The sequence below is a fragment of the Streptosporangium sp. NPDC050855 genome (assembly GCF_044456585.1).
GTDB lineage: Bacteria > Actinomycetota > Actinomycetes > Streptosporangiales > Streptosporangiaceae > Streptosporangium > Streptosporangium longisporum.
Window position 1 is genome coordinate 1 of sequence record NZ_JBITFY010000005.1, and the last position, 17,406, is coordinate 17,406.

The window sequence follows — 17,406 nt, forward strand, 5'->3', positions numbered from 1 at the left end:
CGTCCTGAGCCAGGATCAAACTCTCCAAACAATGTCTGAACAGTCCTTACCCGGCTGAAAGCCCACCACCATCCCCGAACAGGTCCGGGAACGCGATGGATGTTCAACCAAAGGAATCCGTCCCCCACCCGCAAGGGTGGTTAGGACAGGGTTGTGCTTCATGCACTGGCTTTTAACACACTGTTGAGTTCTCAAGAAACGGACGCGTACACCCGACCAACCGAACCCGTTCGGGCCGACCACCAGGGGCGTTCCATTTCGTACTGCCATTCTAGTGAATCCGCGTGATTCGTGTCAAACTGTCGGTTTCACCGACCCTCGACCCGAACCCGCCGAGACCACTAGGATGTCGACCGCCCTGCTTCCAGGGCAACCCCTCTAACTTACTCCAGCATCCGGCCGATGTCCAACCGGACTCCGGCGCGACGCGAACGTCCCGACGAAGGGAGATGATCAGAGGAGGGGATCGCCGGACAGTCCGCCTTCCCGGGAGTGATGACCCGGGGGCTCGTCGTCCTGCGTGGTGAACACTATCAGGACTCTCATGTCACAGAGACAACTTGCCAACCTTCCCCGGACTTCGCGCGTCTCAGAGAGACGTAGGAAGCCCAGGCGCGCAACCAGACGTCAAGCCGTTCGCAATCGACTCTGGATACGAAGTAGGCACGAGGGTCAGGATCCTGACTCCGCCGTGGAGGTGAGCACCATGACCCGCTCGGAGTTCGACGACATCCGCGCGCACATCAACGCGGAGGCCGATCATCCGGGCGACCTTCTCAGGGTCGCCAGGTCTCTGCTGAACGATCTCGAAGACGCACACATGCGGGAGGCGACCCTCCGCGCCTACTATCTGCGTCTCCTCACCGCGGCTCGGGCGACCGTCGCCGCGCAGGAGGCCGGCTACCCGGAGCCCCTGACCTTCCTGACCGACGAGCTCGCCAAGCGTGGCCAGCTGCCCCGGTCCGAGGACGAGGTGAACCGGATCCTCGCCGACGCCCGTACCGCCGCGGCACTTCTGGCCTCCCTTGAGGAGAACCCTCTCGGGGTGACCCCGATGACCACCGGTGGAGCTCGCGCACGCCGGTGCGCGGGAGCAAGTCGCAGCCTTCCGCGATGAGGCGTTCCGCGTCATTGACCTGGGCTTGAACCAAGATCTGTAAGACTTCGGGCATGTTGCAGCGAGGGCTGAATTGGGCTGCGGCGACCCTCGTGGGCGTCTTCGGCTTTGTCTGGACCGGTGTAGTGATGTTCGCGGCCGTCGAGACCGCCACCTGGGCGTGGGTCGGGCAGGTCTCCTTCGGGCTCTTCCTCACCTGCTGGGCGCTCTACAAGGCGAGCCTGCTGGTCCGCCGGCCCAAGCCCGGTTTCGTGCCCAGACACCGCCGGGTACGCGCCAGAGCCTGAGGCTGGACCTGACTTCAAGGCCCAGTCTCAGGGCCTGGGGCCTGGACCTGGCGAATGCCACCGGACGGAGTCCGCGCAGGCGATTCCCGGGGACGCGAGCGAGAACCGCCTTCCCGGCCGCGCCTTCCGGCTCCCGTCCCGCGGCCCTCTTCGGTGTCCCGCCTCTCCCTGCCATGCCCGCGTGTCGTCCGGCAGGTGAAGGGGCACGCCACCGAACGGTCTACGTCCCCGTACGGAACGAGCGGAGCTTCTCGGCCACCTCCTGGCACGGAACCCCCAGGTCGAACCGGCTGAGCAGGTGGATGCCCTCCCCCGTGTCGATCTCCAGCAGTTCCGTACGTGAGGTGAAGCGTGTCCGACTGTCGACGCGGATGCGCTCGACGGCTCTCCAGGGCACCCGTTCGGATCCGGCGAACCCCTTCACCACGACGAGGCCCTCCCCGTCCGCCGTCAGCCGTACCGGGACCAGGACGTCACGGACCGCCAGGACTCCCATGACCAGGGACGCGGTGCCCGCCAGGAGCATGCCGCGGAGGTCGCCGAGGCTCAGCACGGTCAGTACCGCCAGGGCGAGCGCGGCGACGGCCTTGATGATGAGGAGATCGCGGCGTACGCGCCAGCGCAGGACCGGTCCGGACGTTTCACTCACAGCGGCACGCTACCTCTCGGCCACCCGCCGCGTGCCGTCCCGGAGCGGTCGGCGCCCGCATGATCCGTGTCCGGCGCCGGGACGGTCGGGGGTGGGGCTCCCGCCGGCAAGCGGGAGAGACCTGTATGCCTGAAGCGGGGCCAGGTGTCCGTAGGTGCCGACAGGGCAGGATAGGGGTGGAAAAACCGAGAGGCCCGGATCTCTGTGAGATCCGGGCCTCTCTCTGGTAGCGGGGACAGGATTTGAACCTGCGACCTCTGGGTTATGAGCCCAGCGAGCTACCGAACTGCTCCACCCCGCGTCGGTGTGTTCAAAGACTATCCGTAATTCGGTCGCGACGGCAAATCGGAGCGGGAACGAGCGCGCCGGAAGAGGCGCCGGGAAGAAACCGCGAGCCCAGGGCCCGACGGGAACGTGGAGCCCGGCACGCACAGGGGCGGCCGGCCGCGGAACGGGGCACTGTCACGATTGACCGGAAGTGCGGGAAAAGACCAGGAAATGCAGAGACCCCGGCCGCCGTTTCCGGCGACCGGGGTCTCGTTCGTAGCGGGGACAGGATTTGAACCTGCGACCTCTGGGTTATGAGCCCAGCGAGCTACCGAACTGCTCCACCCCGCGTCGGTGTATGCCTGAAGCTTACCCGGCTTTGGGGGTGGACGCGAATCAGATGACGCCCGGCCCGATGACCTCCGCTAACTCGGTGACGGTGAGGGTGTCACCGAGGGAGCGGGGGTCGCGGACGGGGACACCGACGGGGACGCCGAGGGCGCGGGTGTCCCGGACGTCGGTGACGGCGTGGGGGTCGCTCCCGCCGCCGCGGCGCGGCCCTTGAGCCTCTCCAGGGCCGCCTGGAGCTCCTTCTGGGCGGTGCCGTACTCGACCCAGTTCGGCGGGTCCTCCTTGAGAGCGTTCTGTGCCTTGTCGTAGGCCTTCTGCACCTCGTCGATGGCCACGGCGAGCTCGCCCGTGGGCTTGGTCTCCGCCTGCTGGTTCTCGTTGGGCTTGGTCTCCTGCGGCACGGTCTGGGTGCCGCCCCCGAAGACCTGTTCGAGCGCGCCCTTGAGCGTGTCGGCCGAGCCGACCTTGCCGCCGTAGGCCACCAGGACCCGGCGCAGGATCGGGTACGGCTCCTGGCCGGAGGCGGCCGCGATCTCCACGTAGACCGGTTCGACGTAGACCAGGCCGTCGGCGAAGGGCAGGGTCAGCAGGTTGCCGTAGCGGACCTTCGCCTGGCCCAGTCCGAGCAGGTTGAGCTCGCCGGAGAACTTGTTCTGGAAGTTGTTCTGCACCTGGCCGGGACCCGGGATCGTGGTGTTGGAGGGCATGCGCAGGATGCGCAGCTTTCCGTAGTCGGGCCCGGGAGTGGCGTCCACGGCCATGAACGCCGCCAGGTTGGGTCCCTGGCGCGGCACGAACGTGGTCGTCAGGGAGAACGACGGTGCCGCGGTGTTCGGCATCTTGACCGACAGGTAGTACGGCGGCTGCTTGACGTTCTGCTCGCCCGAGGAGGGGTCGTTCGGGACGTTCCAGAAGTCCTGGCCGCTGTAGAAGGCGTTCGGGTCGGCGATGTGGTACTGGGAGAGCACGTCACGCTGGACCTTGAACAGCGCCTCCGGGTAGCGCAGGTGCTGCTTGAGCTCGGTGGACATCTGCGTCTGCGGCTTGATGACGCCCGGGAAGGCCTTGCGCCAGGTCTGCAGGATGGGGTCCTTCTCGTCCCAGGCGTACAGGCTGACGGTGCCGTCGTAGGCGTCGACCACGGCCTTCACCGAGTTGCGCATGTAGTTGATCTGGTCGCGCGGCTGCGGCACCACCAGGCGCGGGTCGGTGATGGTGTCCCGCGTCATCGCCTCCAGGCTCTTGCTCTGGGAGTACGGGTAGGCGTTGGACGTGGTGTACGCGTCGGCGATCCACACGACCCTGCCGCCGACGATGGCCGGGTAGGGGTTGTCGTCCAGGCTCAGGAACGGCGCCACCTTGGCGATCCGCTCCTGCGGGTTGCGCTCGTAAAGGATCTTGGAGTTCACGTTGACGTCGCCCGAGAGCAGCAGGTTGATCTCGCTGTACTTGGCGGCGTAGAGCATCCGGTTGAGGAACGAGCCGACCGGGACGCCGCCCTTGCCGTCGTAGGTGGTGTTCTTCTGGCCGGTGCCGCCGCTCTCTGGGTAGTCGAGCTCCTGCTTCTGCTGGCCGGTGCCGCCGACGATGACGTACTCGGTGGAGCCGGGCGCCTCGCCGAAGTAGATCCGCGACTCGGTGAGCTTGGTCCGCTCCACCAGGGCGCCGGTGACCGGCATGTCCTTGGCGTCGAAGTTGGGCAGGCCCTCGCTGTCGACCTCGTTGCCGGGCGCGGCCACGAAGCCGTTGCCGTGGGTGTAGACGAGGTGCCGGTTGATCCAGTTGTTCTGCTCGGCCGGGGGGCCGGTGAGCTCTCGCACGGCCACGACGGTGTCGCGCATGGTGCCGTCCGCGTCGGGGTAGCGGTCGACGTCGAGCGGCTCGTGGAAGTCGTAGTAACCGCGGATCCGCTGCTTCTGCTGGTAGGTCTTGGCGACCAGGCTGGGGTCGAGCAGGCGCACGCCGGAGATGGAGCTGTCGGCGGTGACGTTGACCTTGCTCGGGTCGCCCTGAGCCGTGTAGTCGATCACCTCGGCGCCGTTGACGCCGTAGGCTTTTCGTGTCGCGTCGATGTTGCGCTTGATGAACTCCTGCTCCTTGCCCTGCTGGTTCGGCTTGACCTGGAACTGCTCGACCAGGGCCGGGTAGACCCCGCCGATCAGGACGGCCGAGAGCACCAGCAGGCCGAAGCCGACCCCGGGCAGCATGCCACCGGGCCGCACGACCCCCGCGAAGAACAGGACGGCGCAGATCAGGGCGATGATCGCCAGAATGGTCTTGGCGGGCAGGACCGCGTTCACGTCGGTGTACGACGCGCCGTGCCTGAATCCCCGGTCGGAGAAGACCAGCCCGTACCGGTCGACCCAGTAGGCGACCGCCTTCAGCAGCACGAAGACGCCCAGCAGCACCGACAGGTGCGCCCGGGCGCCGCGCGAGGCGTGCACCCCGGGCGACTGGAGCCGGAACCCGCCGTACAGGTAGTGGACGACCGCCGCCAGCAGGGCCGACAGCACCACCGCGACGAACAAGAAGTTCAGCACCATCCGGATGAAGGGATAGGTGAACATGAAGAAGGAGATGTCCCAATTGAACAGCGCGTCGGTCTCGCCGAACGGCGTCGCGTTGACGAACTCCAGCCAGGTCTTCCACTGACTCGAGAACGTGGATCCCGAGAACAGGCCGAGCATCGCCACGCCGATCAGGAAGATCAGCTTGCGGTGCGGGTCGAGGGCCATCCGGTACCGGTCGGCGCCGCTGGCGCCGCCGAACATCCCGGGCCCGAACATCGGCCGCATCCGGTACGCCAGCAGCATGTTGCCGCCGACGATGCCGACCATCAGCAGGGCACCGACCACGAACAGCAGGATCTGCGTGACGATCACACCGGAGAAGACGGTCGTGTAGTCGACCGAGTCGTACCAGAGGTAATCAGTGAAGATACCGGCGAAAAGGAAGAACAACGCCACTATCGCGACCAGCGCGATCGCGACGGGAAGCAGCAGTCGCGGCCGGCGGGGCAAGCGCATTGCCCTGCCGGCTCCGGGGGTCCGGAAGCTCAAGGCCAACCCCTTGTCGTAAGAGCACGGTCCGTGTCTGGCAACCTACACCGGCGGGAGTTGGGGCGGGCTCAGCCTCTCGGGCACGGTCCGGCCACAACCCCCGCACGGTCTCGGGTCCACCGGTCCCAACGTACGAGGGGCCCGATGAGTGCCCCGTGGCGCGCTTCGGAATGAAGCCGTGCCTTCCGGGGGGCCGACGGACCTGCCGCGCGGGTCGCCGGACCGGCCGCCGCGGCGGAGCGGACACGAGACCGGAGGGGGCGGTGGCCGAAGGGGGCGGCGGCCGGAGAGGTCCGGCAGGGCGGACGCGGGACGGGAGGGGTCAGCCGGCCGGGCAGCTCGGCACGGTGCCCGTGCCGGTGCGGATCGCCTCGACCGCCCGTACGGCCTCGTGGAGGGTGTCGACCTTGACCAGCCTGAGCCCCTCCGGGATCGCCCTGACGGCCTCGGCGCAGTTGTCGGCGGGGGTGAGGAAGACCGTCGCGCCGGCCTTCCTGGCGCCGACCATCTTCTGCTGGATGCCGCCGATGGCCCCGACGTCGCCCTCGGAGGTGATCGTCCCGGTCCCGGCGATGGAGGTGCCGCCGGTCATCGACCCGGGGGTGAGCTTGTCCACGATGCCCAGGGAGAACATCATCCCCGCGCTGGGCCCGCCCACGTCACCGACGTTGATCTTGACGGTGAAGGGGAAGCGGTACCCGACGCGCATGGTGATGCCCACGATGGGCGTGCCGTCCTTGCCGGCCGTGGTCGGGACGTCGACGGTCACGTTCCGCCCGCCGCGCCTGACGACGAAGGAGACCTGCTCGCCGGGCTTGTGGCGGCGGACCGTGGTGGAGACGGTCTCCCGTTCGGCCACCTGCGTGCCGTCCACCGAGACGATCTCGTCGCCGTTCTTGAACCGGCCGTCGGCCGGCAGTCCCTTCTCGATCGAGTTCACCGTCACCACCGAGGTGTAGGGGATCTTCAGCTCGGTCAGCGCCGCCGCGGTGGCGTCGTCCTGGGAGCCGGTCATCTCCTGGGTGTTCTGCTCCTCGACCTCCTTCGCGGTGGTCGCCGGAGGAAAGATCGTCTCCTCCGGCACGACCGCGATGGTGGGGTCGATCCATCCGCGCAGCGCGCTGAACAGGTCGATCCTGGTGCCCGGCCCGCCCTGGTAGGCGACGGTGACGAGGCTGAGCTTGCCGTCGGTCGGGTACGTCGGGCGCCCCTCGATGCTGATCACCGGCTTGCCGCCGAACTCGCCGATGGTGTTCTCCGTCGGCCCCGGGCTCAGCACCACGTACGGCACCGGCAACAAGGCGCCGACCAGCGCGAGCGTGAGTGTGAGGAAGCCCGCCACCATCAGGGTCAGCGCTCGTCGGGACATGGACAAAGCCTATGCCGTACGACAGGTCCGGACACCGCACCCGCGCACCGCCGCGCCGAAGGCCGCGAACCCGGCGGATCCGGTGGACGATCTCATTCGCAGGCCCCCACCCACTCCGAGGATCCGTCGGTGAAGAGCTGGTTCTTCCAGATGGGGACCTGGGCCTTGAGGTCGTCGATCAGCCTGCGGGAGGCCTCGAAAGCCTCGCCCCGGTGGGGGGCGGCCACGGCGACCACCACCGCGATGTCACCGAGCCTGAGGTCGCCGACCCGGTGCACGGCGGCCAGGGCGGTCACCGGGAAGTCCGCGGCGATCTTCTCGGCCACCCGGCGCAGCTCGTCGGTGGCGCTCGGGTGGGCCGAGTAGGACAGGGCCGTGACGGGCCTGCCGTGGTCCTGGTCCCGCACCGTGCCGATGAAGACGGCCGTGCCGCCCGCGGCGTGGTCGCCGACGGCGGCGAGCACCTCGTCCACGGAGAGCGCGTCGTCGCGAATGTCGAGCAGCCGGATGACGTCCACGTCCCAAAGCGTACCGCCCCGGAGAAACGGCCCCCGGTAGCGCATCCTGCCGCGATCCCCTCCCGGGGCGGCCTTCCGGGCACCGCCGCCTTTCTCGCCGGCCGCGTCCCCGGCGCTCCCCCGTGACCTTGCGCCGCGTTCGTCCCGACCGCCCGTGCCGCCCTGCTCCGCGGCCGTCAGGTGCGGCGCTTCTTGCGGGCGGCGCGGACGATCGCCGCGGTGCCCAGGACGGCGACGGTGGCGCCGGCCGCGGTGAGCGTGGCCTCCTTGCCCGACAGCCTGCGGCCCACCACCGTGTGCCTGCCGCCGCGCAGCTCCAGGAGCTGCTTGAACGTGGCCTCGTTGGTCCACAGCGGTCTCCAGCCGGCCTCGCGCAGCGCAGCGCAGTCGACCACCCACGGGTAGACCACATAGTGCAGGTCGGTGGCCGGGGCCGGGGTGACGCCGATGCGGTGCAGGCGCTGGGCGGTGCCGAAGGTCAGCCCGGCGGGCAGCTCCAGCCGGCGCAGCCCGGAGATCTCCTCGACCTGCTCCTGCTCCAGCCAGCCGTCGCCGCCGACGGCCACCACGCCGGAGACCGTGCCGAGCGCGGCCATCTCCAGCGCCGATACCAGGTCGTCCACGTGGCAGAACTGCCAGCGGGGGGTGCATCCCTTGACCGTCAGCAGCCGGGGGGACTCGAAATGGCGGGTCAGCACGCTGTCGATGCCGGGGCCGACGACGGTGGCGGGCCGGATCACGGTCACGTCGAGACCCGGATGGCTGCGCAGGGAGCGCCGGACCAGCGCCTCGATCTCCAGGTGATCGCCGACCACGCCGGTGTCGGACTCGGCGGCGACCGCCGAGTCCTCCGGCAGCGGGACGGGGTTGTCGGGAGCGGCCCCGTACACCATGGCGCTGGTGACGAGGACGACCCGCCGCACCCGGGCGGCGGCGCTGGCGGTGAGCACCGTCTGGGCGGCCCGCAGGTTGTAGGCGCGCCGTTCGGCCGGGTCGGCGCCGAGGGTGTAGTCGACCGAGAGATGGACGAGGACGTCGATGTCAGATATGCGGTTCGCCAAGAGCGGATCTCGGACGTCGATCACCCGCCACGTGACGTCGGGCACGTCGCCGCGCTGCTCGTCGATGGCCACGACCCTGCGGAAATCCGCAGACGAGGCGACCTTCGTGAGGAATGCGCGGCCTAGGCCCGAGGCCGCGCCGGTGACGGCGACGACGGGGGGCCGGGAGCGTTTCGAGGTAGGCACCGGGTCCTCACTTTGCACTGACCCGCCATGAGACGGATAACGTGGCGGATGTGGACTTCCTCCATCGTCCATCCTCCATCCTGCACGAGGTAGAGCGGTGACTGACTTGCCAGGTCGGGAAAACGACCCCAACGAGAACCCGTTCGCCATGTTCGGCGACCCGGAGCAGATCGCGGCGGCGATGCGCCAGTTCGCCGACATGCTCTCCGCCCCGCCGAGCTCAGGTCCCGTCAACTGGGACATGGCGAAGAACGTCGCACGGCACGTCGTGGTCGCCGAGGGCGATCCCAGTGTCATGGAGGGTGAGCGACGGCAGATCGTCGACGCCCTCAACCTGGCCGATCTATGGCTGAACGAGGCCACGGCCCTGCCGAGCGGGGTGAACAACCCGCAGGCGTGGAGCCGTTCGGAGTGGATCGAGAAGACCGTCCCGGTCTGGCAGAAGCTCTGCGACCCGATCGCCGCCCGCATGGTCGAGACCATGAGCGGCACGCTCGGCGCCGCGGGCCTGCCCGCCGAGGCCCAGGCCATGGCCGGGCCGCTGATGGGCATGATGAAGCAGATGGGCGGCATGATGGTCGGCCAGCAGATCGGCCAGGCCGTCGGCTCGCTCGCGCTCGAGGTGATCGGCTCCACCGACATCGGCCTGCCGCTCTCCGACAGCGCCGCCCTGCTTCCCGGGGGTGTCGCGGCCTTCAGCCAGGGGCTGGAGACGCCCGCGGAGGAGATCCGGCTCTACCTCGCCCTGCGCGAGGCGGCCCACCACCGGCTGTTCCAGCACGTGCCGTGGCTGCGCGCGCACCTGCTCGGCGCCGTGGAGGAGTACGCCAGGGGCATCACGGTCGACGCCTCCGCGCTGGAGGAGCAGCTCCGCGGCCTGGACATCAACAACCCCGAGCAGCTTCAGCAGGCGCTGAGCGGCGGGAATCTGCTCAAGCCTGAGGAGACCGAGCGGCAGAAGGCCGCCCTGTCCCGGCTGGAGACCATGCTGGCCCTGGTCGAAGGCTGGGTCGGCACGGTCGTGGACGGGGCCGCGGAGGGCAAGCTCCCCTCGGCGACGGCCCTGGCCGAGACCGTACGGCGCCGCAGGGCGACCGGCGGTCCCGCGGAGCAGACCTTCGCCACGCTCGTCGGCCTGGAGCTGCGGCCCCGGCGGCTGCGCGAGGCCGCCGTCCTGTGGCAGGCCCTGGAGGCCGACCGGGGCATGGACGGCCGGGACGCGGTCTGGGACCACCCCGACCTGATGCCCACCGCCGACGACCTGGAGGCCCCCGAGCGGTTCGTCCGGGGCGAGCCCGAGCTGGACCTGTCGTCCCTCGAGGCGTCCCTGCGGGACGGCGAGGACGCCACTGGGGACCGGACCGGCAAGGCCGGCGACGAGGACGGCAAGGGCGGCGACGAGGACGAGGACGGCCGGAGGGACGGCGGCGCGTGAGCCTGCGCACCGGAGCGCGTGACCTGCTCACCGGCTGGGCGGCTCCCACCGCGGAGGAGGAGATCCTCCGCAAGGAGTTCCTCGATCACCTGGACGCCAACGAGGACGCGATGTGGCGCGAGTGCGTCAGCGGCCACCTGACGGCCACGACCGCGGTGCTCTCCCACGACGGTGAGCGGGTCCTGCTGACGCTGCACCCCAAGGCCGGGATGTGGCTGCCGATGGGAGGCCACTGCGAGCGCGCCGACGCCTCCCTGGAGGCGGTGGCGCTGCGGGAGGCGGTCGAGGAGTCCGGTATCGCGGGGCTGCGGCTGCTGCCCGGCCCGCTGGCGCTCGACCGTCACGTGGTCTGGTGTCACCCCCCGCACACCTACCACCTGGACGTGGAGTACGGGGCGGTCGCGCCGGCGGACGTGGAGGCGGTGATCAGCGCCGAGTCGCTCGACCTGCGCTGGTTCCCGGTGGAGGAGATCCCCCAGCTCTCGGACGAGGCGACCCGGCGTCTGGTCCGCCGTACCCGCGAGGTCCTGCGCTCCGGCTGAGCCTCGGCCGGGCCCAGGGCTCGGGACCGGAGCAGGTGCGGGCCGGTTTCGGGGATGTGCCGGGCTTCCGCCGGTCTTGGACCGTTTTACGCTTGTCTCACCCTGTGCTGGATATCTTCGTTCCGTCAGCCGGGCGTAGTGGATCGGGGCACCGTGAGCGTGGACATCGTGGCCGACAGGGGTGTCGGGAAGACCAAGGGCCCCGTCTCGGGAAGCCCCCGGCGGCGCTGGCGGATCTCCAGTGCCCTGGCGTGGGCCGCGGTGACGCCGTTCGCCGCCTGGGCGGTGGCCCGGGTCGCCGGGCTCGAACGCGACTCGCTGACCACCCAGCTCATGACGGGCACCCCGTACGTGGCGGCGGGTTCGCTGCTGCCGCTGCTGCTGGCCGCGCTGTCCCGCAACCGGGCGGCGACCGCGGTCGCGCTGATCACCACCACGGCGCTCGGTCTCAGCGTCCTGCCCCGGGCCTTCCGCTCCGCCGAGCCGGTGGCCGGGACGCCCCTGCGGGTCCTGACGATCAACACGCTGTTCGGGCGCGCCGAGACCGACGCGGTGATGGACCTGGTCAGGAGGCTGCGGCCCGACGTGCTCAGCACCCAGGAGCTGACCCCGGGGATGGTCGAGAAGCTGGACGCGGCCGGGCTGGGCGAGATCATGCCGTACCGGGTGCTGGAACCGGAGTGGAGCGCCGGGGGCAGCGGCCTGTACGCCCGGTATCCGCTCACCGCCAGGAAGGGCCTGTTCGAGGCGATCGGGCACAACATGCCCGCCGCCCTGATGACCGTTCCCGGCGCCCCGCCCGTCGAGGTCGTCGACGTGCACCCCTTCCCGCCGCTGGGCAGGCAGGTGTACGACTGGACCGCGGCGCTGGACGCGCTGCCGTCGGCCGTCCCCGGCACGATCCGCATCCTGGCCGGCGACTTCAACGCCAGCCTCGACCACGCGGCGATGCGGCGTTTCCTGGGCCGTGGCTACCTGGACGCGGCCGACGGCGCCGGGGAGGGGCTCACCCCCACGTGGCCGGTGAACGACCGCGTCCCGCCGCTGATCACGATCGACCACGTGGTGGTGGACCGGCGGGTGGGCGTGAACGAGGTCAGCGTGCACACCGTCCCCGGCACCGATCATCGGGCCGTCTTCGCCGACCTGCGGCTCCCCCGTCCCGAGGCGTCCTGACGGGCCCTGACGGGCGCTGACGGGCGCTGACGGGCGCTGACGGCGCAGGCCGGGGCTTCTGCGCCATGGCGAGCCACGAGGCGTTCGCGGGCTTCGTGGCGCGCGTATGGTCCTGCCTTCGTCCCGGCGGCCCCGGGAGGGCTCAGGCGGACAGCAGGGCCCGGGTGTTGTCCCAGCCCTCGAGGCCCGGATCGAGGAGGCCGATGTCGGCGGGGGTGCGCAGCCGGTGCCAGCCGGGCCCCTTGGCGACCATGCGCCTTCCGGGCGCCGAGGCACGGAGCGTGGTGACCGGATCGGGGTCGTCGAGGCCGGCCTCGGCCCAGGCCGGGTAGGGCAGGTGGGCGGCCAGCGCCACGGCGCCGCCCCCCGCGGCCGGGCAGACCGCGATCCGAGCCCGGCCGAGCTCGCGGAAGAGCTTGCCGATGAGCAGCGGCGGCAGGTCGGGCGCGTCCGCGCTCAGCAGCACCGCCTGCTCGCCGTGGGGCAGGGCCGCGAAGGCGGCCCGGACCAGGGCGCCCCCGGACAGGTCGGGGATCCGCACGACCGGCGTGCCCGGCCAGACGATCTCCTCCATGCCCGGGACGCTGCTGACGACGACCGGGGAGACGAAGTCGAGCCCGGCGACCAGCTCGTAGGCGTCCTCGGCGACCGCCGTCAGGAAGGCGGCGGCGTCGACACCGGGAGGGGCCGCGGCCGCGGCCGCGGGCGTGACCAGGACGGCCACCACCCGATCCTCCGTCACCACTCCTCCGGGGAGCCGTGCTCCTCCTGGAAGCCGTGGGTCGCGGTGGAGAACCCCTCCAGGAAGCCCCGGGCCCGCTCGGCCCTGGGATAACGTTCCACCAGCGCCCAGAACCGGGGGCCGTGACTCGGCACCAGCAGGTGGACGAGCTCATGCATGATCACGTAGTCGACCACCCACGCCGGCATGCCCCGCAGCCGGGTGGAGATCCTGATGGTCCCGTGGTCGGGGGTGCACGACCCCCAGCGGTGCTGCTGGTTCTCCACCCAGCGCACGCTCGACGGTGTCGCCTGCCCGTCCAGGTAGCGGTTCGAGAGGTCGGTGGCCCGTTCGAGGAGGTCGTCGTCCGAGGGACGCCTGCGCTGCTCCTTGGCCGCGAGTCGATCGAGCATGCGACGCACCCATTGTTCCTCGTCGGTGCTGCTCAGACCGGCGGGGAGGAGCACGATCGTTTTCTCGCCGTCGCGGTACGCAGAAACCGTCCGCCGGCGGCGAGAACTTCGGCGGACCTCGACTGTCTCGGGGGGCACATATGAACGGTAGCCGAGAATGGCGAATTCACACCAGAGGGTAGAACACGTTCCCGCTGGTCAATCACTGTTCGCCGGTTGTTCGGCATGAGTGATCGACTATGGCCGCGTCTTATCGAATTAACCTGGATATCGGCCGTCTCACGCGTTGCCGAATCGCGGGGGCCGTCGTTCTCTCTGGGCGGCCAGCCCTTCGATCATGTCGTCCGAGGCCATGGTGACCGGCTGCGCCAGGGACTCCCAGCGCAGCGCGGCCCCGAGATCCGCGTGTCCGCCGCCGGCCAGGGCGACCTTGGTGAGCCGGGTGGCGATCGGGGCGTTGGCCGCGGTGCGCGACGCGATCTCCATCACCTCGGCCATCAGGGACGCGCGGGGGAAAGCCCTGGTCACCAGCCCGGCGGTCGCCGCCTCGCGGCCCGTCAGGGTCCGGCCTGTGAGCAATATCTCCCTCGCCAGGCCCACACCGGCCACCCTGGGGAGCAGGTAGGTGGCCGCCATGCCCGGGTGCAGGCCGAGCGAGGTGAAGGGGGCGAGCAGCTTGGCCTCCTCGGCGGCGTAGATCAGGTCGCACGCCAGGGCCAGGCACAGACCCGCTCCGACGGCCGCCCCGTTGACGGCGGCCAGGGTGGGCACCTCGAGGTCGGCGACGGCCAGCCAGGTCCGGTAGAAACCGAGCATGCGCTCGCGCAGGGCGGGCACGTCCTCGGCGCCCCGCTCGGCGAGCCAGGACAGGTCCCCTCCGGAGCAGAACGCGTTCCCTGCCCCGGTGACGACCACGCACCGCAGGTCCTCGTCGGCCGCGAGCCCGGCGATGGTCTCCCGCCAGCGGGCGGTCATCCCGTCGGTCATCGCGTTGCGCCGGTCGGGGGCGTTCAGGGTGAGCACCACGACACCGTCGTCGTGCCGTTCGACCAAGAGCTCGTCCATGCCGGGGAGCGTAACCCACGACCGGCCGGCGCCGGGGGTGTCATCCGCTGGCGTGCACGGGTGTCCGGGCGTCCGGGCGTCCACTGGCGTCCGGGGGTCCGGGTGCCCGGGTGCCCGGGTGTTCAGGGGTGGAAAGTTATCCACAGGCCGGGGAGAAGTCGTCCGGGATCTTCCGTGGGCGTGGCACGCTGCACGCCCGGCCCGCTTCATGGATCTCCCAGCGGGCCTTCCTCCCCTCGACCAGGAAGGACCGTTCGATGAGACCACGCCTGAAGCCGGCCCTGCGACGTGTCGCCCGGGACGGGCGCACCCTGCAGTTCGGCCTGCACTCACGGCACTCGGTGATGCTGACCGATCTCGATCCCGAGGTCCGCCGCTGGGTGGAGAGCCTCGACGGCGTACGGGACGTCGCGGGCGTGCTGGCCGGTGCCGCCGCGGCGGGGCTGGGCGAGGAGAACGGCCGGGTCCTGCTCGATCTGCTGGTCAGCCGGGGCGTGGTGGAGGACGCGGCCGCCGGTCCCGGTCCGCTGCGCACGCTCGAGATCGCCGAACGCGACCGGCTGCAGCCCGATCTCGACGCGCTCTCCCTCTCCCCCGGCACGATCGACGGCGGGCTCTCCACGCTGGAACGCAGGCGCCGGGCCCGGATCCGGGTCTACGGGGCCGGCCGGGTGGGCGCGCAGGTCGTCGCCCTGCTCGCCGCGTCGGGCATCGGTCACCTCTGTGTCGTCGATCCCGGCACGGCCCGGCGCCGGGACGTCGTGCCCGGCGGGCTCGGCTGGCCGGAGGTGGGGATGAGCAGGCAGGACGGCGCGGTCGCGGTGGCCAGGAGGCTGGCCCCCGGGATCACCGCGTGGACCGGCGACGGGGCGGCACGGCCGTCCGACGGAGCCCCGCCGCCCGACCTGGCGGTGCTCGCGCCCGTGGTGCCGCTGGACGGCCTCCTGGTCAGGGAGCTGCTGGAGTGGGAGATCCCGCACCTTCTGGTGACCGCCTTCGAGGGGTCGGGCTCGGTCGGCCCGCTGGTGCTGCCCGGGCGGAGCACCTGCCTGAACTGCCTGGAGCTGACCCGGCGGGATCGCGACCCCGGCTGGCCGGTCGTCAGTGCCCGGCTCGGAGGCTTCCCCGCGGGAGAGCACGCGTGCGGGGCGGCGCTGTCGGCGCTGGTGGCGGCATCCGCCGCCGGTCACGCGCTCGCCCTGATCGACGGCTGCGAACCGGCTGTGACCAACAGCACAGTAGAAGTATTGCCAGATTGGAGCTGGAAGAGGCGATCCTGGAGTGTTCATCCTCAATGTCGTTGCTTTCGAAACGAGTTGGGTTCGCTAACAATGGTCGCGTCGGCCACCTGTCGCTGACGACACCACAGCGAAGGGAGGGAGCGGCGTCTCGCTGTACGGGGGACACGCCGCTAATCAAGGTGAGTGACCTTCCGCGCCGCGCCGTTGCGCGCTCCGCCAAGCTGGCGGCTCTTCCCATCGGGTTCGCCGGCCGCACCGCCATGGGCCTGGGGAAACGGATCGGGGGCAAGTCCGCCGAGATCGTCGCCCAGGAGATCCAGGAACGCACCGCCGAGCAGATCTTCAAGGTCCTCGGAGAGCTGAAGGGCGGGGCGATGAAGCTCGGCCAGGCGCTCTCCATCTTCGAGGCGGCACTGCCCGCCGAGGTCGCCGGCCCCTACCGGGCGACCCTGACCAAGCTTCAGGACGCGGCCCCGCCGTTGCCCGCGGCGACCGTGCACAAGGTCCTGATCGAGCAGCTGGGCGACGACTGGCGGGAGAACTTCCTGTCGTTCGAGGACACCCCGACCGCGGCCGCGTCGATCGGGCAGGTGCACAAGGCCGTCTGGCACGACGGCCGCACGGTCGCGGTCAAGATCCAGTATCCGGGGGCGGGGAAGGCCCTGCTCTCCGACTTCAACCAGCTCGCCCGTCTGGGCAAGCTCTTCGGGGTGCTCCTTCCGGGCCTCGACATCAAGGCCGTATTGAGCGAGCTGCGCGAGCGGGTGGCGGAGGAGCTCGACTACCTGCGCGAGGCCGAGGCGCAGCACGCCTTCGCCCTGGAGTTCAAGGACGACCCCGACTTCCTGATCCCCGACGTCATCGCCGCCAACGAGCAGGTGCTCGTCTCCGAGTGGGTCGACGGCATCCCGCTGTCGCGGATCATCACCGGCGGCACCCAGGAGGAGCGCGACCGGGCCGGCCTCCAGCTCGTCCGGTTCCTGTTCTCCTCGCCGGCACGGGTGGGCATGCTCCATGCCGACCCGCATCCGGGCAACTTCCGGATCGTCGAGGACGGCCGGATGTGCGTGCTCGACTTCGGCGCGGTCAACCGGATGCCCGACGGCTACCCGCCCGTCTTCGGGAAGCTGACCAGGATCTTCAACAACGGCGACATGGAGGCCGTGCTGTGGGGCCTTCGTGACGAGGGGTTCATCCTGCCGCACATCGAGATCGACGTCGAAGCCCTGCGGGGTTTCCTCGCCCCCTACGTCGAGCCGACCCAGGTCGAGGAGTTCTCCTTCAGCAGGGAATGGCTCCAGCGGCAGGCCGCGACGGCCACCGACCTGCGCCCGGGCAACGTGGTGCGCCAGCTCAACCTGCCCCCCTCCTACGTCCTCATCCATCGGGTGCACGCGGCGGGGGTCGGTGTGCTCTGCCAGCTCGGCGCGACCGCCCGCTTCCGCGAGGAGGTCATCCGCTGGGTGCCCGGCTTCGCCGACGAGGACACCGGGGAGCCCCTCACGAACGCCTGAGGGAGATCGATGACCGGGCGACGGCGGGCCATCGGGGCCCGTTCAGGGCTCGGCCAGGGCCTGACCGGCTCTCGGTCGGCTCCGGGTCGGCTCCGGGTCGGCTCCGGGTCGGCTCCCGGCGAAAAGGGCCGGTGGCGGGGCGGCGTCGGGTCACCGCCCGGGGCCGCGGAAGATCGGGTCACCTTCCGGAGTCGCAGGAGATCGGGAGGCCCCGGGGGACGTCCCGCCTGGGGCATCGGCACCGCCCGGAGCCGCGGGAGACCGGGTCACCGCCCGGAGCCGCGGGAGATCGGGAGGCCCCGGGGGACGTCCTACCTGGGACGTCGGCGCGCGGTGATGTACGGCTCGGGGTGAGACCCAGGGTGATCCGGAAGGCTCATCCGAGGGAAACGAAAACGATCGAGGGGCGACCCCGGTGCGGGCCACCCCTCGATC

General features: G+C 70.5%; 15 protein-coding genes and 2 tRNA genes. 7 read left to right on the top strand and 10 right to left on the bottom strand.

Features of this window, described 5'->3' with window-relative positions; translation table 11 throughout:
- Nucleotides 1–706 precede the first annotated feature (706 nt).
- Together ACIBCT_RS12580 and ACIBCT_RS12585 are read left to right on the top strand one after the other, a co-directional pair.
- Entirely contained in the window at nt 707–1,117 is a 411-nt protein-coding gene (locus ACIBCT_RS12580) for a hypothetical protein (protein ID WP_344893562.1), read from the top strand.
- Between the two features lie 53 nt (nt 1,118–1,170).
- A complete protein-coding gene (locus ACIBCT_RS12585) occupies nt 1,171–1,404 on the top strand; it encodes a hypothetical protein (protein ID WP_399187773.1) in 234 nt (77 codons plus the stop codon).
- Nucleotides 1,405–1,624: 220 nt separating this feature from the next.
- Here the strand turns inward: ACIBCT_RS12585 and ACIBCT_RS12590 are convergent, their stop codons facing one another.
- The 7 genes from ACIBCT_RS12590 to ACIBCT_RS12620 all read right to left on the bottom strand — a co-directional run bounded on the left by ACIBCT_RS12590 (nt 1,625) and on the right by ACIBCT_RS12620 (nt 8,864).
- Entirely contained in the window at nt 1,625–2,053 is a 429-nt protein-coding gene (locus tag ACIBCT_RS12590) for a PH domain-containing protein (protein ID WP_399187775.1), read from the bottom strand.
- Between the two features lie 224 nt (nt 2,054–2,277).
- Nucleotides 2,278–2,354: transfer RNA gene (locus ACIBCT_RS12595), tRNA-Met, on the bottom strand.
- A gap of 243 nt (nt 2,355–2,597) precedes the next feature.
- A tRNA-Met gene (locus ACIBCT_RS12600) sits at nt 2,598–2,671 on the bottom strand.
- Nucleotides 2,672–2,745: 74 nt separating this feature from the next.
- Nucleotides 2,746–5,697, bottom strand: a complete 2,952-nt coding sequence (locus ACIBCT_RS12605; RefSeq protein ID WP_399187777.1) for a UPF0182 family protein — start codon at nt 5,695–5,697, stop codon at nt 2,746–2,748.
- 355 nt (nt 5,698–6,052) lie between these two features.
- On the bottom strand, nt 6,053–7,099 hold the full coding sequence (locus tag ACIBCT_RS12610; protein WP_399187779.1) for a PDZ domain-containing protein: 1,047 nt from the start codon (nt 7,097–7,099) through the stop codon (nt 6,053–6,055).
- Nucleotides 7,100–7,191: 92 nt separating this feature from the next.
- Nucleotides 7,192–7,617 carry a molybdenum cofactor biosynthesis protein MoaE gene (locus tag ACIBCT_RS12615; RefSeq protein ID WP_399187781.1) on the bottom strand — a complete coding sequence of 142 codons (426 nt, stop codon included), beginning with the start codon at nt 7,615–7,617 and terminating at the stop codon, nt 7,192–7,194.
- A gap of 176 nt (nt 7,618–7,793) precedes the next feature.
- Nucleotides 7,794–8,864, bottom strand: coding sequence for an NAD-dependent epimerase/dehydratase family protein (locus tag ACIBCT_RS12620; RefSeq protein ID WP_399187783.1), 1,071 nt, complete (start codon nt 8,862–8,864; stop codon nt 7,794–7,796).
- 97 nt (nt 8,865–8,961) lie between these two features.
- Here ACIBCT_RS12620 and ACIBCT_RS12625 point away from each other — a divergent pair, with 97 nt between their 5' ends.
- The 3 genes from ACIBCT_RS12625 to ACIBCT_RS12635 all read left to right on the top strand — a co-directional run bounded on the left by ACIBCT_RS12625 (nt 8,962) and on the right by ACIBCT_RS12635 (nt 12,017).
- Nucleotides 8,962–10,299, top strand: coding sequence for a zinc-dependent metalloprotease (locus tag ACIBCT_RS12625; RefSeq protein ID WP_399187785.1), 1,338 nt, complete (start codon nt 8,962–8,964; stop codon nt 10,297–10,299).
- Nucleotides 10,296–10,841: an NUDIX hydrolase gene (locus ACIBCT_RS12630; RefSeq protein ID WP_399187787.1), complete on the top strand. Its 546-nt coding sequence runs from the start codon at nt 10,296–10,298 to the stop codon at nt 10,839–10,841. The genes ACIBCT_RS12625 and ACIBCT_RS12630 overlap by 4 nt, the downstream gene beginning before the upstream one ends.
- Before the next feature lie 153 nt (nt 10,842–10,994).
- A complete protein-coding gene (locus ACIBCT_RS12635; RefSeq protein WP_399187788.1) occupies nt 10,995–12,017 on the top strand; it encodes an endonuclease/exonuclease/phosphatase family protein in 1,023 nt (340 codons plus the stop codon).
- 142 nt (nt 12,018–12,159) lie between these two features.
- On the opposite strand, the gene ACIBCT_RS12640 is transcribed toward ACIBCT_RS12635, so the two are convergent.
- From ACIBCT_RS12640 to ACIBCT_RS12650, 3 genes are all read right to left on the bottom strand, one after another.
- Nucleotides 12,160–12,759, bottom strand: a complete 600-nt coding sequence (locus ACIBCT_RS12640; protein ID WP_399187790.1) for a hypothetical protein — start codon at nt 12,757–12,759, stop codon at nt 12,160–12,162.
- Nucleotides 12,756–13,289, bottom strand: a complete 534-nt coding sequence (locus ACIBCT_RS12645; protein WP_399187792.1) for a M48 family metallopeptidase — start codon at nt 13,287–13,289, stop codon at nt 12,756–12,758. Before ACIBCT_RS12645 ends, ACIBCT_RS12640 begins: the two co-directional genes overlap by 4 nt.
- A gap of 141 nt (nt 13,290–13,430) precedes the next feature.
- Nucleotides 13,431–14,216 carry an enoyl-CoA hydratase/isomerase family protein gene (locus ACIBCT_RS12650; protein ID WP_399187794.1) on the bottom strand — a complete coding sequence of 262 codons (786 nt, stop codon included), beginning with the start codon at nt 14,214–14,216 and terminating at the stop codon, nt 13,431–13,433.
- A gap of 257 nt (nt 14,217–14,473) precedes the next feature.
- Here ACIBCT_RS12650 and ACIBCT_RS12655 point away from each other — a divergent pair, with 257 nt between their 5' ends.
- Nucleotides 14,474–15,574: a ThiF family adenylyltransferase gene (locus ACIBCT_RS12655; protein WP_399187796.1), complete on the top strand. Its 1,101-nt coding sequence runs from the start codon at nt 14,474–14,476 to the stop codon at nt 15,572–15,574.
- Nucleotides 15,575–15,636: 62 nt separating this feature from the next.
- Nucleotides 15,637–16,971: an ABC1 kinase family protein gene (locus ACIBCT_RS12660; RefSeq protein WP_399187798.1), complete on the top strand. Its 1,335-nt coding sequence runs from the start codon at nt 15,637–15,639 to the stop codon at nt 16,969–16,971.
- The last annotated feature ends 435 nt before the right edge of the window (nt 16,972–17,406 follow it).

Coding starts and splice junctions, on each gene's coding strand:
- ACIBCT_RS12655 (WP_399187796.1), top strand. CDS start 14,474: ATGAGACCACGCCTGAAGCCGGCCCTGCGACGTGTCGCCCGGGACGGG.
- ACIBCT_RS12585 (WP_399187773.1), top strand. CDS start 1,171: ATGTTGCAGCGAGGGCTGAATTGGGCTGCGGCGACCCTCGTGGGCGTC.
- ACIBCT_RS12610 (WP_399187779.1), bottom strand. CDS start 7,099: ATGTCCCGACGAGCGCTGACCCTGATGGTGGCGGGCTTCCTCACACTC.
- ACIBCT_RS12605 (WP_399187777.1), bottom strand. CDS start 5,697: ATGCGCTTGCCCCGCCGGCCGCGACTGCTGCTTCCCGTCGCGATCGCG.
- ACIBCT_RS12580 (WP_344893562.1), top strand. CDS start 707: ATGACCCGCTCGGAGTTCGACGACATCCGCGCGCACATCAACGCGGAG.
- ACIBCT_RS12650 (WP_399187794.1), bottom strand. CDS start 14,216: ATGGACGAGCTCTTGGTCGAACGGCACGACGACGGTGTCGTGGTGCTC.